Source organism: Mycobacterium sp. NPDC050041, assembly GCF_049541695.1.
Taxonomy (GTDB): domain Bacteria; phylum Actinomycetota; class Actinomycetes; order Mycobacteriales; family Mycobacteriaceae; genus Mycobacterium.
On sequence record NZ_JBMVDG010000013.1, the window covers coordinates 125,668 to 149,589 of the forward strand.

22 protein-coding genes are annotated in these 23,922 nt (G+C 69.1%); 15 read left to right on the plus strand and 7 right to left on the minus strand.

The window, feature by feature from the left end:
* Positions 1–21 precede the first annotated feature (21 nt).
* The 5 genes from ACPCHZ_RS27690 (at position 22) to ACPCHZ_RS27710 (ending at position 4,861) form a co-directional block, all read left to right on the plus strand.
* Positions 22–762 (plus strand): TetR/AcrR family transcriptional regulator, encoded by a 741-nt coding sequence (locus tag ACPCHZ_RS27690; RefSeq protein ID WP_364971452.1) that lies wholly within the window; start codon positions 22–24, stop codon positions 760–762.
* Between the two features lie 63 nt (positions 763–825).
* Entirely contained in the window at positions 826–1,584 is a 759-nt protein-coding gene (locus ACPCHZ_RS27695; protein WP_423487679.1) for a hypothetical protein, read from the plus strand.
* 31 nt (positions 1,585–1,615) lie between these two features.
* The gene (locus ACPCHZ_RS27700) at positions 1,616–3,175 is read left to right on the plus strand and encodes an HD domain-containing phosphohydrolase (protein ID WP_423487680.1); all 1,560 of its coding nucleotides are present in this window, start codon (positions 1,616–1,618) and stop codon (positions 3,173–3,175) included.
* A gap of 145 nt (positions 3,176–3,320) precedes the next feature.
* Complete coding sequence (gene nrdF / locus ACPCHZ_RS27705) at positions 3,321–4,283, plus strand: class 1b ribonucleoside-diphosphate reductase subunit beta (RefSeq protein ID WP_423487703.1); 963 nt, start codon at positions 3,321–3,323, stop codon at positions 4,281–4,283.
* Positions 4,284–4,408: 125 nt separating this feature from the next.
* Positions 4,409–4,861, plus strand: coding sequence for a hypothetical protein (locus tag ACPCHZ_RS27710; protein WP_423487681.1), 453 nt, complete (start codon positions 4,409–4,411; stop codon positions 4,859–4,861).
* On the opposite strand, the gene ACPCHZ_RS27715 is transcribed toward ACPCHZ_RS27710, so the two are convergent.
* A complete protein-coding gene (locus ACPCHZ_RS27715) occupies positions 4,833–5,459 on the minus strand; it encodes a TetR family transcriptional regulator (RefSeq protein ID WP_423487682.1) in 627 nt (208 codons plus the stop codon). The genes ACPCHZ_RS27710 and ACPCHZ_RS27715 overlap by 29 nt on opposite strands.
* A gap of 113 nt (positions 5,460–5,572) precedes the next feature.
* On the opposite strand from ACPCHZ_RS27715, the gene ACPCHZ_RS27720 reads away from it, so the two are divergent.
* Genes ACPCHZ_RS27720 through ACPCHZ_RS27740 form a run of 5 tightly spaced genes read left to right on the plus strand, consistent with a single transcriptional unit; the run spans position 5,573 to position 10,416 of the window.
* Positions 5,573–6,403, plus strand: coding sequence for a mycofactocin-coupled SDR family oxidoreductase (locus ACPCHZ_RS27720; protein WP_423487683.1), 831 nt, complete (start codon positions 5,573–5,575; stop codon positions 6,401–6,403).
* A 6-nt stretch (positions 6,404–6,409) separates the two neighbouring features.
* On the plus strand, positions 6,410–7,222 hold the full coding sequence (locus tag ACPCHZ_RS27725; RefSeq protein WP_423487684.1) for a mycofactocin-coupled SDR family oxidoreductase: 813 nt from the start codon (positions 6,410–6,412) through the stop codon (positions 7,220–7,222).
* Positions 7,223–7,235: 13 nt separating this feature from the next.
* Positions 7,236–8,048, plus strand: a complete 813-nt coding sequence (locus tag ACPCHZ_RS27730; protein ID WP_423487685.1) for a carboxymuconolactone decarboxylase family protein — start codon at positions 7,236–7,238, stop codon at positions 8,046–8,048.
* Positions 8,045–9,499 (plus strand): aldehyde dehydrogenase family protein, encoded by a 1,455-nt coding sequence (locus ACPCHZ_RS27735; RefSeq protein WP_423487686.1) that lies wholly within the window; start codon positions 8,045–8,047, stop codon positions 9,497–9,499. The genes ACPCHZ_RS27730 and ACPCHZ_RS27735 overlap by 4 nt, the downstream gene beginning before the upstream one ends.
* A gap of 2 nt (positions 9,500–9,501) precedes the next feature.
* Positions 9,502–10,416, plus strand: coding sequence for an alpha/beta hydrolase (locus tag ACPCHZ_RS27740; protein WP_423487687.1), 915 nt, complete (start codon positions 9,502–9,504; stop codon positions 10,414–10,416).
* On the opposite strand, the gene ACPCHZ_RS27745 is transcribed toward ACPCHZ_RS27740, so the two are convergent.
* Entirely contained in the window at positions 10,417–11,697 is a 1,281-nt protein-coding gene (locus ACPCHZ_RS27745; protein WP_423487688.1) for a cytochrome P450, read from the minus strand.
* 313 nt (positions 11,698–12,010) lie between these two features.
* Between ACPCHZ_RS27745 and ACPCHZ_RS27750 the strand changes: the two genes are divergently transcribed.
* Positions 12,011–12,616, plus strand: coding sequence for a TetR/AcrR family transcriptional regulator (locus ACPCHZ_RS27750; RefSeq protein WP_423487689.1), 606 nt, complete (start codon positions 12,011–12,013; stop codon positions 12,614–12,616).
* A gap of 4 nt (positions 12,617–12,620) precedes the next feature.
* Here ACPCHZ_RS27750 and ACPCHZ_RS27755 read toward each other — a convergent pair whose 3' ends face one another.
* Together ACPCHZ_RS27755 and ACPCHZ_RS27760 are read right to left on the minus strand one after the other, a co-directional pair.
* Positions 12,621–13,460, minus strand: coding sequence for a mycofactocin-coupled SDR family oxidoreductase (locus ACPCHZ_RS27755; protein ID WP_423487690.1), 840 nt, complete (start codon positions 13,458–13,460; stop codon positions 12,621–12,623).
* 129 nt (positions 13,461–13,589) lie between these two features.
* Positions 13,590–16,532 carry a BTAD domain-containing putative transcriptional regulator gene (locus ACPCHZ_RS27760; protein ID WP_423487691.1) on the minus strand — a complete coding sequence of 981 codons (2,943 nt, stop codon included), beginning with the start codon at positions 16,530–16,532 and terminating at the stop codon, positions 13,590–13,592.
* Between the two features lie 156 nt (positions 16,533–16,688).
* On the opposite strand from ACPCHZ_RS27760, the gene ACPCHZ_RS27765 reads away from it, so the two are divergent.
* Together ACPCHZ_RS27765 and ACPCHZ_RS27770 are read left to right on the plus strand one after the other, a co-directional pair.
* Entirely contained in the window at positions 16,689–17,033 is a 345-nt protein-coding gene (locus ACPCHZ_RS27765; protein ID WP_423487692.1) for a hypothetical protein, read from the plus strand.
* A 254-nt stretch (positions 17,034–17,287) separates the two neighbouring features.
* Positions 17,288–18,247 carry an esterase family protein gene (locus ACPCHZ_RS27770; RefSeq protein WP_423487693.1) on the plus strand — a complete coding sequence of 320 codons (960 nt, stop codon included), beginning with the start codon at positions 17,288–17,290 and terminating at the stop codon, positions 18,245–18,247.
* A gap of 56 nt (positions 18,248–18,303) precedes the next feature.
* Here the strand turns inward: ACPCHZ_RS27770 and ACPCHZ_RS27775 are convergent, their stop codons facing one another.
* Positions 18,304–19,350, minus strand: coding sequence for an NAD(P)-dependent alcohol dehydrogenase (locus ACPCHZ_RS27775; RefSeq protein WP_423487694.1), 1,047 nt, complete (start codon positions 19,348–19,350; stop codon positions 18,304–18,306).
* A gap of 94 nt (positions 19,351–19,444) precedes the next feature.
* Positions 19,445–19,720: a YciI family protein gene (locus tag ACPCHZ_RS27780; protein WP_423487695.1), complete on the minus strand. Its 276-nt coding sequence runs from the start codon at positions 19,718–19,720 to the stop codon at positions 19,445–19,447.
* 74 nt (positions 19,721–19,794) lie between these two features.
* Here ACPCHZ_RS27780 and ACPCHZ_RS27785 point away from each other — a divergent pair, with 74 nt between their 5' ends.
* Complete coding sequence (locus ACPCHZ_RS27785; protein WP_423487696.1) at positions 19,795–21,666, plus strand: hypothetical protein; 1,872 nt, start codon at positions 19,795–19,797, stop codon at positions 21,664–21,666.
* Here the strand turns inward: ACPCHZ_RS27785 and ACPCHZ_RS27790 are convergent.
* Positions 21,659–22,738 (minus strand): iron-siderophore ABC transporter substrate-binding protein, encoded by a 1,080-nt coding sequence (locus ACPCHZ_RS27790; RefSeq protein ID WP_423487697.1) that lies wholly within the window; start codon positions 22,736–22,738, stop codon positions 21,659–21,661. The genes ACPCHZ_RS27785 and ACPCHZ_RS27790 overlap by 8 nt on opposite strands.
* 171 nt (positions 22,739–22,909) lie before the next feature.
* Between ACPCHZ_RS27790 and ACPCHZ_RS27795 the strand changes: the two genes are divergently transcribed.
* Positions 22,910–23,922, plus strand: a 1,013-nt coding sequence (locus ACPCHZ_RS27795) for a cbb3-type cytochrome c oxidase subunit I (RefSeq protein WP_423487698.1), incomplete at its 3' end; no start/stop codon positions are given.

A 23,922-nucleotide genomic window follows, 5' to 3' on the forward strand; every position in this document is an offset into this window, starting at 1 on the left:
CGGGCCGGGTACAGTGAGCCCGTGCGACGAGGGTCGAGGTCACGCACCGGTGACGAAACGGGCGCCAAGGTGGACGCCCGCAGCGAACGCTGGCGCGAACACCGCAAGAAAGTGCGGTCGGAGATCGTTGACGCCGCCTTCCGGGCGATCGACCGGTTGGGCCCCGATCTGAGCCTTCGCGAGATCGCCGAGGAAGCCGGCACCGCCAAGCCCAAGATCTACCGGCACTTCGCCGACAAGTCCGACCTGTTCCAGGCGATCGGCCAGCGGCTGCGGGACATGTTGTGGGCGGCCATCTTCCCGTCGATCGACCTGACCACCGACCCGGGCCGCGAGATCATCCGGCGCAGCGTGGAGCAATACGTGCGCCTGGTCGACGAGCACCCCAACGTCATCCGCTTCCTGATCCAGGGCCGCTTCGCCGAGCAGAGCGAATCGACCATGCGCGCGCTCAACGAGAGCCGCGAGATCACCCTGGCGATGGCCAGCATGTTCGACAAGGAACTGCGCGAGATCGAACTGGACGCCGATGGGCTGGAACTGGCCGCGTACGCCGCCTTCGGGTCGATCGCCTCGGCCACCGACTGGTGGCTCGGTCTGGGCGTCGAGACCCCCCGCCGGATGTCGACCGACGATTTCGTCGCGCATCTGACCACGATCATGGTCGGCGCGATCGGCGGCACCTGCGACCTGCTCGGCATCAAGCTCGACCCCGATCTGCCGCTGCACGAGGGCGTCCGGCGCCGCGAGAACGTCGCCTGACACTCGAGCACTGAGGCGAATGCCTCATGCGCCGAGCACCCGGATCGCCGCACGATCGGTCGCATGAACACGATCAGCTCACCTCGGACCACCTCACCACGCGACATCGTCGAGGCCGTCACGTCAGACCCGGTGCTCCCCGCCGGAGACGACGAGCGGTTCGTCGGCTTCGGCATCATGGGCCTGCCGTTCCGCAGCGGCCACTACCTGGCCTACCGGCAGTTCCCCGCGACCACCTTCGCGCCGGGCTACCTGTCGGTGTGGCATCGCGACCCGGCAGGCGACTGGACCTTCTATGCCACCACGCCCGGACCGCAGAGCTGCGCCCGCTACTTCAGCTCGGCCACCGAGAACGACCCGGTGCGTTGCGACATCGACGTCGTCTGGACCGGTCCGTGGTCGCTGTCGATCGCGCTGCCCGGCCTGCTCGACTGGACGGTCGACATCGCACCGACGGCCGCCACCCGCGCGATGAGTGCCGTCGGTGTGCTGCTGCCCGAGGCGGCGTGGACGAGTCGCACCACACTCGGCATGATCAGCCGGGTCGCCGGACTGGCACTGCGCACCGGAGCGATCCGGCTGGCGGGCACGGCGGCCAACGGCCAGCGGTACATGGTCGCGCCGCGGCGGGTGTGGGCCGTGGCCGGCTCCCGCGCGACGCTCCGCGGCGAAGACCTCGGTCCCGTCGGCCCGCTGGCCACGCAGGCGTCACTCGGCGACTTCCGGTTGCCGCAACGCGGGGTGTGCGTGGCGGGCACCGGCCACTTCGAGAACTTCGACGCCGACCGGCACAGTGCGGTGGGCCGCACGTCATTCCGCTGACCAGGCTGGGCGGGTCGGGGAGAATCCGGTGATGACGCCCGCTCCGACGGCGCAGCGCCCGAGCCGGGCCGAGGTGCTGGCGGCGCTGTCGGTGGCGATCGACCTCGGCCTGGGCCAGCCCGCCGAGCACATGCTGCGGTCGGCGCTGATCGGCACCCGGATCGCCGACCGGCTCGGGCTGCCGCGGGAGCAGCGGGATTGCATCTACTACACCGCACTGGTGATGTGGATCGGCTGCCATGCCGACTCGCACGAGTACGCCCGCTGGTTCGGCGACGACATCGCGGTGCGGCAGGGCTCGTATCTGGTGGACTGGTCGGGCCTGCCCTACCTGCGCTTCCTGCTCGGCAACGTCGGGCGCGGCGAGCCGCTGCTGCACCGGCTGAGCGTCGCGGCCACGCTGTTCGCCAACGCCCGCGGGCACATTGCCCAACTGGTGCACTCGCACTGCATCTCCGCGGCCACCCTTGCCTCGCGTATCGGGCTCGGCGACGACGTGCAGTCGGCGGTGGCCTACACGTTCGAGCGCTACGACGGCGGCGGCCTGCCCGCAGGTGCGTCCGGCGCGCAGCTCCCGATCGCGATCCGTGTCGCCGCGCTGGCAGACATGGTCGAGGTGCATCACCGCACCTACGGCCCGGGCGGCGCGGTCGCGATGGCACGGAGCAGGCGCGGTGGACAGTTCGATCCGCAGGTCGTCGACGCGTTCGTCACCGACGCCGACGCGATCCTGGCCGGCCCGGCCACGGGGAACGCATGGGACGCGGCACTGCGCGAGGCGCCGGACCGCGGGCGGCGCCTCGGCGACGACGAACTCGACGTCCTGCTGGTCGCACTCGGCGACTTCGTCGACCTCAAATGCCCGTTCACGCTGGGCCATTCGCGAGCGGTGGCCGAACTGGCCGCCGGTGCGGGCGCCGTCGCAGGGCTTGACGCCGCGGCCGTCGGACTGTTGCGCCGCGCGGGGCACCTGCACGACCTCGGACGCATCGGCGTCTCCAATCAGGTGTGGTCGCGGCCCGGCCCGCTCGGAACGGGTGACCTCGAGCGGGTGCGGCTCCACCCGTACCTGACGGTGCGCATCCTCGACCAGGTGCCGGGCCTGCGGCAGGTCGCCGAGCTGGCGGGCAACCACCACGAGGCGCTCGACGGGTCCGGCTACCCGCGTGGCCTTGGCGCCGCGTCGTTGAGCGTCCCCGACCGCATCCTGGCCGCGGCCGTCGCCTACCAGTCCGGTTGCGAACCGCGTCCCTACCGCGAACGTTTGTCGGCCGATGCCGCCGCCCGGCGGCTGGCCGACCGGGTGCGCGCCGGCGAACTCGACGCCGCGGCGGCGGAGGCGGTGCTGCAGGCGGCCGGACATCGGGACGGCCGGGCAGGTCTGCGGCCGGGCGGACTCACACCGCGCGAGATCGAGGTGCTCGGCCTGCTGGCCCGCGGCGCGTCGAACCGGCAGATCGCCTCGGCGCTGACCATCTCGGAGAAGACGGCGCGCAACCACGTTGAGCGGATCTACGCCAAGATCGGCGTCTCGAACCGCATCGGCGCGGGCCTCTACGCCGTCGAACACGGGCTCGCCGCGACGACGTGATGACGCGGCCCACGACACGCCGCAAACCCAATATCTTGGGTTGACCGGACGTGTCGGCTACTACGAGTAGTGTCGTGATTGCTGCGGGGCGGCTGCAGACAAGACATGAAAAGCCTGGTGAAGTGGGGTTCTGGTGAGCGATGGCATGAAGTTGATCGACCGCGTCTCGGCGATCAACTGGAACCGGGTGCAGGACGAGAAGGACGCCGAGGTCTGGGACCGGCTGACCGGTAATTTCTGGCTGCCGGAGAAGGTTCCGGTGTCCAACGACATCCCGTCCTGGAACACGCTCAACGCCCACGAGAAGCAGTTGACGATGCGGGTCTTCACCGGCCTGACCCTGCTCGACACCATCCAGGGCACCGTCGGCGCGGTCAGCCTGATCCCCGACGCACTCACCCCGCACGAAGAGGCGGTGTACACCAACATCGCGTTCATGGAGTCGGTGCACGCGCGCAGCTACAGCAACATCTTCTCGACGCTGTGCTCGACGGCCGACATCGACGACGCGTTCCGGTGGTCGGAGGAGAATCCGAACCTGCAGCGCAAGGCCGAGATCGTCATGCAGTACTACAAGGGCGACGAGCCGCTCAAGCGCAAGGTGGCCTCCACACTGCTCGAGAGCTTCCTCTTCTACTCCGGCTTCTACCTTCCGATGTACTGGTCGAGCCGGGCCAAGCTGACCAACACCGCCGACATGATCCGGCTGATCATCCGCGACGAGGCCGTGCACGGTTACTACATCGGCTACAAGTATCAGCGCGGCCTGGCCCAGCACGACGAGGCGACCAAGGCCGAACTCAAGGACTACACCTACGAGCTGCTGTTCGAGCTCTACGACAACGAGGTCGAGTACACCCAGGACCTCTACGACGAGGTGGGACTGACCGAGGACGTCAAGAAGTTCCTGCGCTACAACGCCAACAAGGCGTTGATGAACCTCGGCTACGAGGCGCTGTTCCCGCGCGACGAGACCGACGTGAACCCGGCGATCCTGTCGGCGCTCTCACCCAACGCCGACGAGAACCACGACTTCTTCTCCGGGTCCGGGTCCAGCTACGTCATCGGCAAGGCCGTCGTCACCACCGACGAGGACTGGGACTTCTAGCCCAGGCTCTATAGCGCGCCGGGCGGCGTTCCACTGGCAAACGAACCATTCGCCCGAATCCGGCCATCCGTAGCCGCGAAAAGTGGAAGCATCACGACTCGACAAGGATGTCGACTCGAATCGGGATGGCCATGCTTGGAGCACTCGTCGTGGCGTCGGCGGCAGTGATCGCCGTGACCGCGTCTCCGTTCGCCGCGCAGGCGGTCGCCGCCGAGGGCGACCAGGTGGTTCGTGTCCAGGACGGGAACGTGCGGTGCCTCATCAGCACCGATGACGTCCCACGCGGTGGCGGGCCGATGGCGGTGTGCGGGATGTCGAACGGCCAGCCGTTCGGCACATCCCCGTCAATCGCTCCCTATTCACCGCAGCCGAGCCTCGCCGTGGTGCGCGGGACCGGCGAGATGTTCTGGTTCAGCGGGACGCTTCCCCCCGCGGACGGCGACGTCGTGCTGGGTCCCGGTGAGACCTACCGCGCCAACGGCTGGACGATCCGCAACGACCCCTACAAGACGTTCATCGTGAACGACTTCTACAAGCACGGGTTCACGATCAACGAGACGGAGATGCGTCAGATCTGACCGCCGCGCGCCCGGTCGCCTGATAGCCGGCCGTCAGCCAGTACACGGTGCGGTCGAGGCTGGGCAGGATGTCGGTGATCGCGATCTCGCCCGCCGCGAACCGGCCGAGGAGCCCGTAGATCACAGTGGACAGAATGGTTTCGAGATCGCGGACGAACGCGTCGTCGACGCCCTCGAGCACCTGCATGAACGACGGAACGGTGATGTCGAGACCGCGACGGAAGATCTGCTGTCCGCGCGGCGCGGCACGGGCGCGGAAGAACGCGGTGAGCATCGCCGGATGGTGTTCCCACGGCTCGAAGATGCTGCGCAGCACCCGCATCATCCCGTCGTAGACCGACTCGTCGGAGGTGTGGGTCTGATGCACCAGGCCCGAGTACCGGTGCTCGTCCATCCATGAGTGCAACGCCGCGATGATCAGTTCGTCCCGGTTCGGGTAGCGCTTGTAGATGGTGGCCAGAGACGTCCGGCTGCGGCGGGCCACCTCACGCAGCTGAACCGCGTCGTAGCCTTCGGTTTCGAGCAGTTCGGCGACGGTGTCGAGAATGGCATCCCTGCTCCCGGCGCGTCCGCCGGCGGTTCGTTCCGCGCTGGCCACCTGATGAACACCTCCCTTGCCGTCCGCGAGTAACCGCGTTACTGTACCTCGTGTAACACGGTTACTCACGTCACATCGCCGTCGGCATGTGACCGGCGCAATGGAGCGGATACATGGGTTCTCTGGACGGCAAGGTCGCATTCATCACCGGAGTCGCCCGTGGCCAGGGGCGCAGTCACGCCGTGCGCCTCGCGGCCGACGGCGCCGACATCATCGGTGTCGACATCTGCGCCGACATCGCGTCCAACGGCTACCCGATGGCCAGCCGCGAAGAACTCGACGAGACCATCGCGCTCGTCGAGCGCGCCGGGGGCAAGATGCTCGGGTCGGTCGCCGATGTCCGCGACTACGCCGCCATCGACGCCGCGCTCTCCGCGGGCGTGCAGCACTTCGGTCGCCTCGACATCGTCTGCGCCAACGCGGGTATCGCCACGATGGCGTTCCGGGAACTGACCATCGAGGAAGAACTCGAGCAGTGGACCGACGTGCTCGACGTCAACCTGGTGGGCGCCTTCCACACCGCGAAAGCGGCGATCCCGCATCTGATCGCCGGCGGCCGGGGCGGGTCGATCGTCTTCACCAGTTCCACAGCGGGCCTTCGCGGCTTCGGCGGCCTGCAGGGCGGCGGCCTGGCGTACGCCGCGTCGAAGCACGGGATCGTCGGACTGATGCGTACGCTGTCCAATGCGCTTGCCGCCGAGAGCATCCGGGTCAACACCGTGCATCCGACGGCGGTGAACACGATGATGGCGGTGAACCCGGCGATGACGTCGTTCCTGGAGAACTATCCGGGGGGCGGCCCGCACCTGCAGAACCCGATGCCGGTCGGACTGCTCGAACCCGAGGACATCAGCGCGGCGATCGCCTATCTGGTGTCGGACGCGGCCAAGTACGTCACCGGGGTCACGTTCCCGGTGGACGCCGGCTTCTGCAACAAGCTGTAGGCCGGGATGACGTCATCACCCGGACGGGTCGCGGGCAAGCGGGTCCTGGTCACCGGCGCGGCCCGCGGCATGGGCCGCAGCCATGCGGTGCGACTGGCCGAGGAAGGCGCCGACGTCATCCTCGTCGACATCTGCGCGTCGCTGCCCGACGTCGAGTATCCGATGGCGACCCGCGACGACCTCGAGGAGACCGCGCGACTGGTCGAAAAGCACGGCAGGCGTGCGGTGACCCACGTCGTCGACGTGCGCGACGCCGCTGCGCTGGCGGCCGCTGTGGCGGACGGCGTCACCGAACTCGGCGGACTGGACGCATCGGTGGCCAACGCGGGCGTGCTGACCGTGGGCACCTGGGACACCACCACGCCCGAGCAGTGGCGCACCGTCGTCGACGTGAACCTGATCGGAACGTGGAACACGTGTGCCGCCGCGCTGCCGCATCTCATCGACCGCGGTGGCAGCCTGATCAACATCAGCTCGGCGGCCGGGCTGAAGGGCACACCGCTGCACACGCCGTACACGGCGTCCAAGCACGGCGTGGTGGGATTGAGCCGAGCGCTCGCCAACGAGCTTGCCGCACAGAACATCCGGGTGAACACCGTGCACCCGACGGGTGTCGAGACGGGGATGCAGCCCGCGTCGCTGCACAGCCTGCTCGCCGAGGCGCGGCCCGATCTCGTGCCGATCTTCCTCAACGCCATGCCGATCGTGATGGCCGAGGCGATCGACATCAGCAACGCGGTGCTGTTCCTGGCTTCCGACGAATCCCGCTACGTGACCGGCCTCGAGTTCAAGGTCGACGCGGGCGTCACCCTGCGATGAGTGGAGACACCAGATGACGACGACGGACACCGAACGCTCGACCCGCGGGCGGCATGCCTTCTCCGACGTGATGACCTTCAGCGCCCCCGATGACATGACACCCGCGTCCGTCGGCCTGGTCGACTTCGTCTTCGGCGAGGTCTGGGACCGGCCGGGACTCAGCCGTCGCAACCGGCGGTTCGTCACGCTGCCCTGCGTCGCAGCCGCCGACGCCGAGGGCCCGTTACGCGACCACGTCTACGCCGCGCTCAACAGCGGTGATCTGACGATCACCGAGATGCGGGAGACGGTACTGCATTTCGCCGTCTACAGCGGTTGGCCCAAGGCCTCGCGGTTCAACATGATCGTCGACGAGCAGTGGGACCGGATCCATCGCAGGCGCGGACTGCAGCCCCCGCAACCCGACCCGCTGTTGCCGCTGGTGACGCCGAGCGAGCCGGAGGACCGCCTCGCGAGCGGTGAACAGGCCTTCCGCGACGTCAACTGTGTGCCGTATGTGCCCACGCGTGACAACCCGTACTCCGGCGCGGGCATCCTCAACTTCGTGTTCGGCGAGATGTGGCAGCGCCCGGGACTGGGCATGAGGGAACGTCGCTTCGTCACCGTTGCGTGTGTGGCGTTCCAGGATGCGCCGTATCCGATCCTGAGCCACGTCTACGCCGCTTTGAAGAGCCGGGACATCTCGTTCACCGAAATGGACGAACTGGCATTGCATTTCGCCGCCTATTACGGCTGGGCGAAGGCCTCGCAGCTCAACGACGAGATCGGGCGACAGAAGGAGCGGGTGCTCGAGGAGTGGCGGGCTGAAGCGAGCGTCCCGCGGTGAGCACCGCACTGTCGCTGCCCAGCGGTCTGCTGATCGACGGCGAACCCGTCACCGCGTCCACCGGCGGTCGCCACGAGCACATCTACCCCGCCACCGGTGCGCCCAATGCCACCGTCACCCTCGCGGGAGCGGCCGAGATGGACCGCGCCGTCGCCTCGGGCTGGGAGGCGCACCGGGTCTGGATGTCGCTGACCGTGGACCGGCGCCGCGACATCATGGTCGACCTGGCCGACGTCGTGCGCGACCACCTCGACGAACTCGCCCTGCTCAACGTGCACGACTACGCGGTGCCGATCTCCTTCGCCGGCACCGCGCTGATGCTCGAGTGGTTCATCCGTCACTTCGCCGGCTACGCCGACAAGCCGCACGGCACCAGTTCGCCGGTCAACGGGTCGTTCGACGTCAACCTCATCGAGCGGGAACCCTACGGCGTCGTCGCGGTGATCACCCCGTGGAACGGTGCGCTGGCGGTCGCCGCGTCGTGTGTGGCGCCCGCACTGGCCGCGGGGAATGCCGTGGTGCTCAAGCCCTCTGAGCTCGCACCGATGGCCGCGCTGCGGTTCGGCGAACTGTGCATCGAGGCGGGCCTGCCGCCGGGGCTGGTCAACGTCGTGCCGGCCGGCGCCGAGGGTGGCGAGGCACTCGTCCGCCACCCCGGCATCCGTAAGGTGCATTTCACCGGAGGCGACGCCACGGCACGCCGGGTGCTGGTCGCCGCGGCGGCGAACCTGACGCCGGTGGTGGCCGAACTGGGAGGCAAGTCGGCGAACGTGGTGTTCGAGGACGCCGACCTCGATCAGGCCGCGGCGATGGCGGCCCATCAGGGACCGCTGATGCAGTCCGGCCAGAGCTGTGCGTGCGCGAGCCGCGTGCTGGTCCATGACGCGGTGTACGACGCGTTCCTCGAGAGGTTTCTCGCCACGGTCGGCGCCGCCAAGATCGGCGACCCGCTGGACCCGACGGTGTTCTTCGGCCCGGTGATCAGCGCCGGCTCAGCCGACCGCATCCTCGGCGTCATCGGCGATGCGGTGGCGCAGGAGTCGGGGGAGCTGCTGCTCGGCGGCAGCCGGATCGGTGGCGGCCTCGCGCCGGGTTACTACATCGAACCGACCGTCTTCGGCGACGTCGACAACTCCTCGGCACTCGCACAGACCGAGACGTTCGGTCCGGTGGTGTCGGTCATCCGATTCCACGACGAAGCCGAGGCGTTGCGCCTCGCCAACGACACCCCGTACGGGCTGAACGCGTTCGTCCACACCCGTGACCTCGCTCGTGCCCATCGCGTCGCACGGCGGCTGGAGGCGGGTTCGGTGTGGATCAATCAGCTGAGCATCATCTCCCCGCAGGGGCCCTATGGCGGCTACAAGAAGAGCGGCTTCGGGCGCACCGGTGGCGTCGACGGACTCCACGAGTTCATGCAGGTGAAGAACATCCGTATCGGCATGGGTTGAGGGTGGCCGGAGCCGATCCGTTTCATCCCGAGTTACGCCGCGTCGCACGGCTTCTGCCGCGCACGCTGGTGACCCCGTTGACGGCCAGGGTGTTCCGCCGGATACCGGGAAGCCGCCGGTCGTCCGGCGCTGACGGGGTGCAGATCGTGCGGTTGCCGTCCGGCGTCAGCGTCCGCATCCACCGGCCCCCGGGTGACCCGCCGGGACGTGGCACTCCCGGACTGCTCTGGATCCACGGCGGCGGATTCGTGCTCGGCCACCCGGGAATGGACGACGGACTGTGCCTGCGGCTGTCCCGCGAACTCGGTGCCACGGTCGGGGCCGTCGACTACCGGCTCGCACCGGAACACCCGCACCCCGTCCCGCTGACCGACTGTTACGCGGCGCTCTCCTGGCTGGCCGGGCATCACGGGGTCGACCGCACGCGCATCGCCGTCGCCGGTGCGAGTGCGGGAGGCGGTCTGGCCGCGGCACTCGCGCAGCTGGCCCTCGATCGTTCGGAGATCGCGCTGGCGGCTCAGATCCTGCGCTATCCCATGCTGGACGATCGCAGCGCGCGGCGGCCGGATCCACACCGCAGGCACCGGCGGATGTGGAGCCGCGAGAGCAACCTGTTCGGTTGGCAGTCCTATCTGGGCGATGCCGACCCCGCCAGCGCCGTACCGGGCCGCCGCGACGACCTCACCGGCCTGCCGCCGGCATGGATCGGCGTGGGGACGTTGGACATCCTGCACGACGAAGCCGTGCAGTACGCGAGCCGGTTACGGGAGGCCGGCGTGCGGTGCGAGTTGGACGTGGTGCCCGGTGCGTTCCACGGATTCGATGCGGTGGCGCCGAAGACGTCGGTGGCGCAACGCTTTCACCACAGCCAGCTCGAGGCGTTGCGACGCGCATTCGCGGTCGGCGACCGGCACTGATCAGCCCGCCTGGCTGAACTCGATGTGCAGTTCGGTGAGGCCGCGCAGCAGGAACGTCGGCTCGTAGCCGTAACGACGGCCGTCGGCGGGACCGTGGTCGGACTCGCTGATGGTGATGTCCCGCATCCGGTCGAGGAGCCGGTGCACGGTGATGCGTCCCTCCACGCGAGCCAGGGGAGCGCCTGCGCAGGTGTGGATTCCCCGGCCGAACGCGATGTGCTCGCGGACGTTCTTTCGGTCCAACCGGAACTCGTTCGGCTCGTCGAACTTACGTGGATCCCGGTTCGCCGCGCCGAGGCAGAGCATCAGCACGGTGCCGGCCGGGATGTGCACCCCTGCCAGCGTCGTCGTCTTACGGGCCAGCCGGAAGTCCACCTTGGTCGGACTCTCCAGGCGAAGGGACTCCTCGATGAACGCCGGTATCAACTCACGGTGCTCGCGCAGGATCTGCTGGAACTCCGGGCGGTCCCCGAGGGTCTGCACGGCCGCGCTCAACAACTTGGTGACGGTCTCCTGGCCCGCCGCGAACAGGAAGGTCGCCGGCTTGGCTACCTCGATCACCTCCGGAACCGAACCGTCGGGATAGGTCGCACACGCCATACCGCCGAGCACGTCTTCGCGGGGTTCGCGTCGCCGCTCGGAGATGTATCCGCAGAACTTGTCATCGAGGTACTCCAGCGGATTCAGGCCCACCGGCTCACCGTCGAGCGCACCCACCCGGTTACCCGCCGGCTTCTCGGCGCCCAGCGCGCGGCGGAACTCGGCGCGGTCCTCGGCCGGCACGCCGAGCAGGTCGGTGATCGCGAGAGTCGCAAAGGGGCGGGCGTATTCGGAGAGGAACTCACATCTGCCGTTGGCGATGAACTCGTCGAGCTGGTCGTCGACCAACCGCCACATGAACTCCTCGTTCTCCTGGAGTCGCCGCGGTGTCAGCAGCCTGCTCAGCAGCGACCGGGCCCGTTCGTGTGCGGGCGGGTCCATCACCACCATGTGTTCGAAGATCGGGAACTCGTGCCGGTGCGCCTCGATCTGTTCGGTGATGTCGTCACCCTCGGGCTCGAACGGCAGCGGCGGGAACGGGCCGCCGATCGCATTGACCGCGGAGAAGGAATCGAAGTCCTTGAACGCCGCCATCACCTCCGCGTAGCCCGTCACGGCAACCACACCGTGGTGCGGTTCCCGGTACACCGGACCATGGCTGCGCAGCCACTCCAGATAGCCGTAGGGATCCTGGGCGGTCGCCGGATCGGTGAAGTAGTCCACTGAAGCCAGATCGGTCATGCCGCCGCCGTCCTTCCGGTCCGGTCATTCGATGAATGCTGCTCGGATACAACGCTGATCGCGCCGCGCGGACAGGCATCCAGGTCGAACACCTCGGGTGCGAGGTCGATGCCGAGCGCGTGCCCCTCGCACAGCCGTGGATCGACGCGGACACGTCGGAGTGACGCAGACATCGGCGATGCCCTCCAAAAACTGATCGATCGATCAAATTCAGTGACTGGTCATGGATACCACGCGTCGATTACGGTGGTCAAGACACGGGCCGCCGACGGCGAATCGCCCGAGGCGACAACGGATCGTGGAGACTGCTGAGATGGCTGCCCCGAGGAAGCCGAAGGCGAAGGACGCCGGCGCGCGGCTGCGCCTGATCGACGCCGCCGCTCAAATCATGCGCGACGAAGGCTATGCCGCGGCGACCTCGCGGCGGGTCGCCGCTGTGGCCGGTGTGAAGCCGGCGCTGGTCTACTACTACTTCGACACGATGGACGATCTGTTCCTGGCGGTGTTGCGGGCCGGAGCCGAGATGTCCCTGGCGGAGATGCGCAAGGCGCTCACCGAGGACAACCCCCTGCGGGCGCTGTGGGCGATCAACTCCGATCCCCGCCGCACCGGGCTCAACACCGAGTTCATGGCGATGGCCAACCACCGCAAGGTGATCGGCGCCGAACTGAAGGCCTACGCCGAGCGCGTGCGCGACATCGAGACCGCGGCGGTGACCGTCGCACTGCGCACCCACGGCGTGGACCTCGACGACTATCCGCCGGTCGTCGTCTCGATGCTGGTGGCACAGATGGCGCGCAGCCTGTGCAACGAGATCGCCATCGGTGTCACCGACGGGCACGATCAGATGCGCGCGTTCCTCGAGCGCTTTCTCGTCCGGTACGACGCGGACGCGCCGTCGGTCAAGAGGAGCCGGTGACACGTCACTTCAGCATGCTGCCCGCGTCCACCGTCACCGGGAGCCCGGTCACGTAACGCGCCTCGTCGGAGGCGAGGAACAGCACGGCGTTGCTGATGTCCTCGGGCTCGACCCATCCGACGGGCAGCACGTGCATCATCCTGGCGACGACCGCCATGTCGTCCGGGCCGGGTTCTGCCAGGTCGGGGCGGAAGAGCCGCATCGTTCCCTCGTTCATGAACATCGGGGTGTTGACGTTGGTCGGGTGCACGGAGTTGACCCGGATCGAATGCTCGCCCAACTCGACCGCGAAGGTCCGCATCAGGCCGACCACACCGTGTTTCGCGGCGATGTAGTGGCCGGTGTGCGGATAGGCCTTGAGGCCGCCGACCGAGCTGGTGAGCACGATCGAACCGCCGCGCCCACCCGAGAGGATGTGCGGCACACCGGCCTTGACCGTCTTCCACACCCCGGACAGGTTGACGTCGATCATGTCCTGCCAGTCCCGCTCGCTGGTCTTGTCCAGCGTCTGGCCGCCGTTGCCAATGCCTGCGTTGGCGACGATGATGTCCAGGCGCCCGAGTTGTTCGACACCGCTGTCCACGGCGGCCTTCAGGGCGTCGTAGTCGCGGACGTCGACCTCGGCGGTGACGATGCGGCGGTTCTGCCCCTTGATCAGATCGGCGGTCTCGGCCAGGTCGTCCGGGGTGGACGGCGGGATCACGCTGCTGCTGCTGACCGGCCCGCAGACGTCCACCGCGATGATGTCCGCGCCTTCCTGGGCGAGTCTCAGGGCGTGGCTGCGGCCCTGGCCCCGGGCCGCTCCCGTGACGAATGCGACCTTGCCTGCTACGCGGTCACCCATGTCTTCACCTCCGGTTGGCGCCGCAGTGCGGCGGGCGACGAAAAAACTGATCGATCGATCAGGACTCTGACAGCGACCGGGCGTCGAGTCAAGGGGGCGGGCCTGGACCGAGCCGGGGAGGGAAGCGCGCTAGACGGTGGCGCGCAGCGTGAGGCGGCGCGCGGACAGCATCGCGTCCCACACCCGCTCACCGGTGGCCGTCGAGATGCGTTCCGCCGCATCCAGCGCGGCCACCGCGCTCGCCCGATCCCGGTAGACGGCCTCGACGTCGGAGAGCAGTGCGTAGTACAGCGGCGAGAAGATCCGTCGGCCGCCCTGCGCATGCGCGGCGATCGCGTCGCGCATGTCGTCGGTGGTGTCGACGCCGTCCGGACCCGTCGCGAGCGCCCACCCGCGGATGAGTCGGGCGCCCGGAATGAACTGCTCGACACCGAGTTCGGTGAGTTCGCCCAGAACCCGGTCCGCGCGTTGCGCCAGCCCGTCGACGTCGCCGAGCATCGCGGACAGCTGCACCGCCGCGGTGCGGACGACCACCGTGCCGAAGCCGTCGTTGCGCGCGCTGCCCAGTGCCACCCCGTGCGCGATCGCCGACTCGGCCGCATCCAGGTCGCCGCGCAACGCATGGGCGTGACACCCCACGCCGTAGGCGATGACGTCGAACGAGGCCAGCGCCCCGTACCGTTCCCAGTCGGTCGACTGCTCGCGCAGCCGTTCCAAGGTGTCCACGCAGGAGTCGAGCTGCCCGCGCATGAACTGCGCGAGTGCCCGGGTGTAGTACCCGGCCGATGCGGCCAGCCCGTCACCGGTCGAGCCGTGATAGGCGATCAGCCCGTCGGAGAGCACCCGCGCCTCGTGATAGCGCCCGGACCCGCACGCCTCCAGGCAGCCCATCGCCACCGCCACGGTGAACTGCTCGGCGTCGGCGTCCGTCTCCGAGGAGCGCCGCAACTCCTCGAGCACCCCCATCGAACTCTGACCGTTCACCACGGCCTCGACGGAGGCCAGCTGCATCCGCAGATCGGTCTCGCGGGCGGTACGTCGCGGATCGGCGGGCAGCCGACCGCACACCGCCAGGGCCCGCCGGTCCAGTTCGGCCACTTCGGCGTACATCGACCGTGTCCACGCATCGCGCCGCGCCGCGTCGATCAGCGCGAGCGCGACGTGCGGGTCGAGCGCGTCACCCGCACGCCAGGCGTGCAGCGCGCCGTCCGCCGCTTCCTGCGGCGTGAGGCCGGCCGACGTCGCCGAGTAGGCCCGTGCCAGGTCGGCGTGGAGTTCGGCGCGGGCCACCCCGGCGATCTGCGACGCGATCGCGTCGCGCACCAGCCCGTGGCTGAAGCGGTAGGAACCGAACTGGTCGGCGGAGTCCTGCAGCAGACCGGCGGCCAGTGCGGGCTCGAGGTCGGCCGCCGCGGCATGCGCGTCCACGTGCAACGCCGACGCCAACCGGGCGACCGGGAACTCCATCCCCGTGACGGCCGCCGCGGTGAGCACCGTGCGCGTGGCGGCGGGCAGGTCTGCCATCCGCCTGCGGACGATGCCGGAGACCGCGTCGGGGACGTCGTCACCGTCGATCACCCGGGTGGAGGCGTGTAGGCGCCCGCTGTCGTGGAGCAGCCGGATCAGCTCACCGATGTAGAACGGATTCCCGCCGGTGCGGCTCCACACCGCCGCGGTGAACTCGGGGGTCGGCTGGATTCCCGACAGCTCGTTGATCAGCGCGCCGGTCGCCTCGACGTCGATGCCGCGCAAGGTGAGCGTGGTGATGTGGGCCCGGCTCAACAGCCGGTCGAAGGCGTCCGCGCGCAGCGGGCGCTCGTCGCCACCGGCCTGCCAGGTGGCGACGATCAGCAGGGGCAGCCGGTGCACGCCGTCGGACAGCAGCTCGAGCACGTCGCAGGTGAGCCCGTCGGCCCTGTGCAGGTCGTCGAGCACGACGATGGCGGGCGATGTCTTCGACTGCACGGCAACGGCCTTCGCGGTGGCCTGCGCGAGGTCGTACTCGGCGTGACCGCCGGAGTCCTCCGGAGCAGCACTCGACTGCCCGATCACCTCGTTCCATGCCCACATCGGCGGCCGCACCACGTCGCCCGCATGGCCGGCCCATGTCACCGACATACCGAGTTCGTCTGCAGCACTGGCCAGTTCGGTCGCCAATGCCGTCTTGCCGACACCGCTGTCGCCGGTGAGCACGGCGATGCTGCCCCGGCCCGCGGCTGCGGCGGTCAGCGCGGCGCGAAGACGACCGAGCTCCGTGGAGCGTCCGTGCAGCGCGCCCTCGCCGGCGTCGCTCGCCGGCGCAGGCGCCCGGCCGGGACCGGCGGGCCGCCAGTCGAGTTCGGGGGACTCGTCGCGGATCTGCTGGGCGAGGCGCTGCAGCGGCAGGCCCGGCCGCACGCCGAGCTCCTCGCGGAGCACGTCCGTCAACTGCGCGTAGGCGCGAAGTGCTTCCGAACGCCTCCCGGCGCGGTACAGCGCCACCATCAGCAGACCCGAGAGGGACTCCCGCATGGGATTCGCGGCGACTTCGAGCGCGAGGCCCGCGATCGATGCCTCGGCGTGACCGAGTCGGAGCTCCGCCTCGAACCGGGCCTCCACTGCGTCGGCGCGCAACGTCTCGAGGCGGTGCACCTCCTGCTGGACGAACACCTCGTTGCGCAGATCCGACAGGGGCGTGCCCCGCCAGAGTCCCAGTGCCTGCTCCAGCGTCCGCGCCGAACCCGCGGCGTCTCCGCTGTCGAGTTGGCGCCTCCCCCGCTCGATCAGGCTCTCGAAGTCCCTGGCATCGATCCGGTGATTTCCGACGTGGAGGCAGTAGGCGCTGGTACCGGTGCTCAGGCCGAGGTCCGCGCCGAGGATCCGGCGCAGGTTGGCGATGTAGGCACGTAGCGACAGGACCGGTTTCCGTGGCGCGGCGTCATGCCAGACATGGTCGATCAGCCGGTCGACCTCGACCTCGCGGCCGGCATTGAGGAGCAACGCGGCCAGAACCGCTCGCTGCCGCAGGCCGCCCAGAGGCCGGGGTTCGCCGTCACGCAGCACGGTCAGCGGCCCCAGCAGCAGGAAGTCCAAGCGACACCGTCCGTTCGCGGCCGGGGGAGTCCGACACGAGCTCCCCGGAAGTCGTCCAATCGAACTCCAACATGTGAAGACTAGTTTGCGCACCGCGAATGCAACGGCCCTGCCGTACACCTCGGTTCGCAGGTACCTCACAGGAAGACGGTGACCATGAGCATCGACCCGCTGGCCACACCCCAGGAACCCGGTCAGCCGGTGCAGGCCGCGGCCGCCGAGGACAAGAAGTCGACCTGGCGGGAGATGGTGCACGCCATGAGCCCGAAAGCGGTGTGGAGCTGGGCCGACGGGTACCCGGTGGTGCTCAAGCAGTTCATCCAGTTCTGTCTGGTGATCGTCTACCCGGCCTGGGTGGTCGGCGTGCTGTTCGGGCTCGCGTGCTACGGCCTTTTCTACGTCACGGTCTATCCGGTGCTGTGGCTGCTGTTCTGGCCGATGCGGGCGTGGATGAAGAAGAACCGGCCCGAGGAGTACGCCGAGAGTCAGCGCAAGAAGTAGCTCCATCGCGGCGGTGCCCGCCGATGACGTATCGGTGACGTCGGGCGCCCGATCAGGGTTGGCGCCGTAACAGCGGGGTACCGCAGGGCGACAAAGTCCATGTCAGCGCCGAAACCTTCGGTTGCTGGACTTTCAGAACGCGGGGGATGCCAAGCAGCGGCATCTCGACCCGGGTACGCCTTCTGCGGTCCGGGTCCGCGGGTTCCTGTGACATGCCGCGCACGGCGGCACAAATTCAGATGGAGCGATGAGAGATGACATCACTACCCCGATCGGTCCGCCGCCTCGCGGCGGGCGTACTGGCGGCGCTCATGCTGCCGGGACTGATCACCGTCGCCGGCGGAGCGGCCACTGCGGCGGCCTACTCGAGGCCGGGTCTGCCGGTCGAGACGCTGATGGTGCCGTCTGCGGCCATGGGCCGCGACATCCCGGTGAAGTTCCAGGGCGGCGGACCCAAGGCGGTCTACCTGCTCGACGGGCTGCGTGCCCGCGACGACAACAGCGGCTGGGACATCGAGACCGCCGCGTTCGAGAACTACTACCAGTCCGGCCTGTCGGTGGTCATGCCGGTCGGCGGCATGTCGAGCTTCTACACCAACTGGCAGAGCCCGGCCGTCGGCAACGGCAGGACGCAGAGCTACCAGTGGGAGACGTTCCTGACGTCCGAACTGCCCGCTTACCTCTCGGCCAACAAGGGCATCTCGCCCAGCGGCAATGCCGTGGTCGGGCTGTCGATGTCGGGTAGCTCGGCGCTGATCCTGGCCGCCTACCACCCGGGCCAGTTCTCGTATGCGGGCTCGCTCTCCGGTTTCCTCAACCTGTCCCAGGGCATCTGGCCGACGCTGGTCGGTTTCTCGATGCGTGACGCCGGCGGCTTCGACGCCACGGCGATGTGGGGACCGGGCGGCGGCCCGGCGTGGCAGCGCAACGACCCGACGCTGCAGGCGGGCCGGCTGGCGGCCAACGGCACCCGGATCTGGGTGTACACCGGCAACGGCAGGCCGGGTGACCTCGGTGGCGGCGGTGACATCCCCGGTCAGCTGCTGGAGAGCATCACCCAGGACAGCAATCGGGCGTTCCAGGAGGCCTACACGGCTGACGGTGGCAGCAACGCGACCTTCAATTTCCCGGCCAACGGCACGCACGGCTGGGGCTACTGGGGTTCGCAGCTCAATGCGATGAAGGGCGACATCCAGCGCACGCTGGGCGCCTGAGCCCTCGAAGACGACGGCCGGAGCGGATATCCGCTCCGGCCGTTGTCGTCGGTCGTCTAACGCAGTGACGAGGTGTCGATGACGAACCGGTACCGCACGTCGCTGGCCAGCACCCGCTCGTAGGCCTCGTTGACGTACTCCGGCGCGACCACCTCGATCTCGGGGCGCACGTCGTGCTCGGCGCAGAAGTCGAGCATCTCCTGGGTCTCGCGGATCCCGCCGATCAGCGAACCGGAGATGCTGCGCCGCCCGAAGATCAGCGCACCCGCCGGAACCGCCATCGGGTTCTCCGGCATCCCGAGCTCGACCAGGGTGCCGTCGAGCTTGAGCAGTTTGAGGTAGTCGGCCAGGTTCAGATTCGCCGATACGGTGTTGATGATCAGGTCGAACGTTCCCGCCAGCTCTTTGAACGTGTTGCGGTCGCTGGTCGCCCGGTAGTCCCGCGCGCCGAGGCGCAGCCCGTCCTCCATCTTCTTCAGCGACTGGCTCAGCACCGTCACCTCGGCGCCCATCGCGACGGCCAGCTTCACCGCCAGGTGCCCCAGGCCGCCGAGGCCGATGACCGCGACGGACTTGCCCGGCCCGGCGCCCCAGTGCCGCAGCGGGGAGTAGGTGGTGATCCCGGCGCACAGCAGCGGCGCGGCCTCGTCCAGAGCGATGTTCTCGGGGATGCGCAACACGTAGTTCTCGTCGACGACGATCGCACCGCTGTACCCGCCCTGCGTCGGCTCGCCGTCGCGGCCCACACCGTTGTAGGTGCCGACCATGCCGCCGCCCGTGCAGTACTGCTCGTCGCCGGCGCGGCACTCGGGGCATTCGCGGCAGGAGTCGACGAAGCAGCCGACGCCCACGCGGTCGCCGACCTGGTACTTCGTCACCTCTGACCCCACCTCGGTGACCACACCGGCGATCTCGTGGCCGGGCACGATCGGATACTTCACGCTGCCCCATTCGGCGCGCACGGTGTGGATGTCGGAGTGACAGATGCCGGCGAAGTGGATGTCGAACGCGACGTCGTGTGGTCCGACCGGCCGGCGGGTGACGGTGGTCCTGGTCAGCGGCTCGGTGGCCGAGGTCGCGGCGTAGGCAGAGACGGTGGTCATGCAGTCCTCTTCAGTGCTCGTCGATTTTTGAATGCAATCGGGAACAACGAAGGCCTGCGGACCGATTACTCCCGGCCTGGATGTGAGATATCCCCTATAGGCCCGGTGCGCGGAAGGCGCCGTTGAACGACAGCCGCGTGTACGACACCACGCCGGCCTGCAAATAGGGGTCGTCGGCCATCACGGCCTCGGCCTCCTCGTGGCTGATGTCGCCGGTGATGAGCACCCCGCCCGCCTGCGATTCCTGCCGGCCCGCCAGCACCAGGCGGCCGGCCCCGACCTCCGCTTCGAGCCATGCGAGGTGCGCGGGCCTGGTCTTGTCGATGACGTCGAGCGGCTGCAGGTAGGTCGACGTGAGGACGTGAAACACGCCGACGACACTACTCGATCTCTTCACTTCGCGATAAAGCCATGTCAGCCAACGTATTTCGATAGAATCGGCTGGTGAATCAGCGACCGCGGGTCACCCGCCTGGTGATGTACAAGCACGGCGTGGCCTACCTGGAGCGCAGCGGCCCGGCCGCCGGATCGTTCGAGCTGTCGTTCCGCCGGGGCGACATGAACGACGTGCTGAAGTCGTTGGCGGTCGGCGTCGCCGGCGGGGCGGCCGCCTTCGGGGGTGTCGGATTCGAGACGCCCAGCGATGCCGACGCGTTGCTGGCCGACCGCAACCTGCTGCTCACGCCGGGTGCGGCGTTGTCCGGCCTGCTCGAGGCCGTGCGCGGCCGCACCGTCGAGGTGACCGCGGAGGGTGGCGCTCACCGGGGTGAGGTGATCGGCGTGGACGAGACCGACGGCGGCACCGCCCCGCCGCAGCGACTGCTGGTGCTGCGGACCGGTGAGGGCGCACTGCGCCTGGTCGACCTCGCCGGAGTTCGCGGCATCGACCTGGTCGAGGAACCCTCCCGAGACGACCTGGGCTACCTGGTGGAGCGGTCGCGCGCCGCGACGGCCGGGGAGCAGCGCACCGTGGCGGTCCGCCTCGACGGCGCCGCCGACGCCGTGCGGGTCTCCTACGTGGTGCCGGCACCGGTGTGGCGGGTGTCCTACCGATTGATGTGCGACGGTGCGGCGGTCACGCTGCTCGGGCTGGCCATCGTGCACAACCCCGTCGACGAGGAACTGACCGACGTGGCACTGACCCTCACCACCGGCCAGCCGGTGTCGTTCGACATCGACCTCTACCACGGCAAGTGGGTGCGGCGGACGGTGGTCGAGGAGGAGGATCGCCTCGCCTCGGCGCCCGCGCCGAGCGGTGCTCCGATGCCCGTGAGGGCCATGATGGCGCGGGAGATGGCCTATGCCGACGGGGCCGAGGACGCCGACTACTCCGAAACCGGCGACCGCGGTGAGCATTTCGAGTACCGGCTGACCGCGCCGGTCACGTTGGCGCGCGGCGGGTCGGCGATGGTCCCGATGGTGACCACCCGGCTCGAGGACGCCCGCCGGGAGCGGGTCTGGCGCGACGGGTCGGGCTCGGCGCCCGACATCGTGCTGGTGTTCACCAACACCACCGGCGTGGTGCTCGAGGAGGGCGCCGCCGTGGTGTACGACGACGGCAGTTACGCCGGGGAGGCGATGCTGCCCTACACCGCCCGCGGCGCCCAGCTGCGGCTGACGTTCGCCAAGGACCTCGCGGTGCGTTGCGCGAAGTCCACCGGCTACCGGACGGTGACCACGAAGGTGCGGCTCGGCCGGGAGGGGCTGATCGAGGAGCAGCGTCGTGACGAGCAGCACGTGTGGCGCGCCGACAACGACGGCGACACCGCGGTCGAGCTGTGGGTCGAGCTGCGCCGACGCACCGGATACCAACTGGACGGCGCGGTCACGCCGGTCGAGCAGACCGCCACCCACCACCGGTTCAGGATCGACGTGCCCGCGCACGGGCATGCGGAACTGACGGTGCTCGAGTCCTACCGGACAGAGGTCAGCGCCGGCTACGACCGGCTCTCGCCCGACCAGCTCGGCGAATGGCTGTCGCGCAGGCTGCTCGACGAGTCGACGTTCCGGGAGCTCAGCGGGGTGCTGGGGCACTGGGAGACGGCCCGCCGGCTGGAGGGCGAGCGTGAGCGGATGGTCGAAGAGCGCGACGAGGCCTTCGCCGGCCAGGCCCGCATCGCCGAGCAACTCGAGGTGCTGCGCGACGCGGGCCCGGAGGGCGAGGTGCGCGCCCGCACCGTCGATCAGCTGGTGGCGCTGCAGGACCGGGCCGCCACCCTGGACGCCGACATCCGGCGCAACCGTGACCGCGTCGACGCCGAGAATGATGCCGCCGCAAGCGAACTCGACAGCCTGATCGCGCGCGGGGTCAGTTGATCGGCGCGTTCACCTGGCGCAGGTCGGCCAGGATGCCGCGCGCCGCGACGATGCCCTGCCCGGTGTGCCAGATCTCGTTGTTGACCGTGAACACGCGGTGGTCCCTGGTGGCCGACAGCGCGCGCCAGGCGTCACTGTCGAGCACCTCGGCGGCACGCTCACGCGCGCCGGCCGACGCGAAGGACAAATAGACGATGTCGCCGTCGGCGGCGGCGTAGTCGGGGGAGTCGTCGGTGCCCACCTCGACATAGGGCCTGTCGGTGAAGCGCTGCGCGGCAGGGCGATCGAGCCCCACCTCGGCGAGCACGCTGCCCGCGAAGTCGTCCACCCCGTAGACACGCAGCGTGGTGTCGGTGAGCTGCGCGACCGAGGCCTGGAAGTGTGCGGCGTCGTTCTCGGCTCCGGTCCTGCGGGCGGCCTCGTCGAAGCCGTCGATCAGGCCGCCCGAGGCGTCGAAGCGGCCGGTGGCCGCGCCGACCGTGCGCAGGTTGGCCTTCCAGTCCACACCGGGCGGACCGGTGAACACGGTGGGCGCGATGGCCGCCAGCGCGGGGTAGGCCTGCGGGGTGAGGGCCTGCGAACCGAGGATGAGGTCGGGGCGGGCCGCTTCGATCGCCGCCAGGTCGGGATCACTGCGGCTGCCGGCCTTCGGCACCTCGTGCACCACACGGCCCAGATAGGACGGCTGGTCGGACGAACCGTCGGGCAATGCCGCGGCGACGATGCGGCCCTGCAGCCCGAGCGCGCACAGCGCGTCGAGCTGGTCACCGGAGAGCACCACGATGCGTTGCGGGTCCGCGGGCACCCGCGTCTCGCCGACGGCGTGACGGACGGGGCGCTCGCGCGGCCCCGGGTCGAGCCGCGCCGGTTCGGCGGCACAGGACTCGTCGGGCCTGCGTTCGTTACCCAGGACACCGGCGCCGGCGATGCTCGTCGTGCTGGTCACCACCGACGACGCCGCGGGCGGGGCGCCGCCCGGATCGCCCGATGCCCCGCACGAGGTCACCGCGACCGCCGTGACCACGGCCGATGCCGCGGCGCACAAGCGCATCCGCGGTCCGCTGATCAGCACGTGGCCGACGGTAACATCCAGCCGGAGAACCGCCCGTTCAGCGGTCGGACCACCGATCCAGGCCGAATTACGACAGTTTGTAGGACCCAGGCTGACCCGGCCCCCGCGGAGCGATAAGATTCAGAACGAAACACGCGGGGCCCGCCCCGCGCAGGACCTTTGGAGGATCTCTTGGTAGCCGAAGCGCCCCCAATCGGAGAACTCGAGGCTCGGCGCCCCTTTCCGGAGCGGCTGGGCCCCAAGGGCAACCTGATCTACAAGCTGGTCACCACCACCGATCACAAGCTGATCGGGATGATGTACTGCGTCGCCTGCTTCGTGTTCTTCTTCATCGGCGGGTTGATGGCGCTGTTCATGCGCACCGAACTCGCGGTCCCGGGCCTGCAGTTCCTGTCCAACGAGCAGTACAACCAGCTGTTCACCATGCACGGCACGGTGATGCTGCTGTTCTACGCGACGCCCATCGTGTTCGGCTTCGCCAACCTGGTGCTGCCGCTGCAGATCGGCGCGCCCGACGTGGCGTTCCCGCGGCTCAACGCCTTCTCGTTCTGGCTGTTTCTGTTCGGCGCGCTGATCGCGATGGGCGGGTTCATCACCCCCGGCGGCGCGGCGGACTTCGGCTGGACCGCGTACTCCCCGCTGACCGACGCCATCCACTCACCGGGCGCCGGCGGCGACCTCTGGATCATGGGCCTGGCCGTCGGCGGTCTGGGCACCATCCTCGGCGGCGTCAACATGATCACCACGGTGGTCTGCATGCGTGCCCCCGGCATGACCATGTTCCGGATGCCGATCTTCACCTGGAACATCCTGGTGACGTCGATCTTGGTGCTGCTGGCCTTCCCGCTGCTCACCGCGGCGCTGTTCGGCCTGGCCGCCGACCGTCACCTCGGCGCCCACGTCTACGATCCGGCCAACGGTGGGGTGCTGCTGTGGCAACACCTCTTCTGGTTCTTCGGCCACCCCGAGGTGTACATCATCGCGCTGCCGTTCTTCGGGATCGTGACCGAGATATTCCCGGTGTTCTCCCGCAAGCCGATCTTCGGCTACACCACGCTGATCTACGCGACGCTGGCCATCGCTGCGCTCTCGGTCGCGGTGTGGGCGCACCACATGTACGCCACCGGCGCGGTGCTGCTGCCGTTCTTCTCGTTCATGACGTTCCTCATAGCCGTGCCCACCGG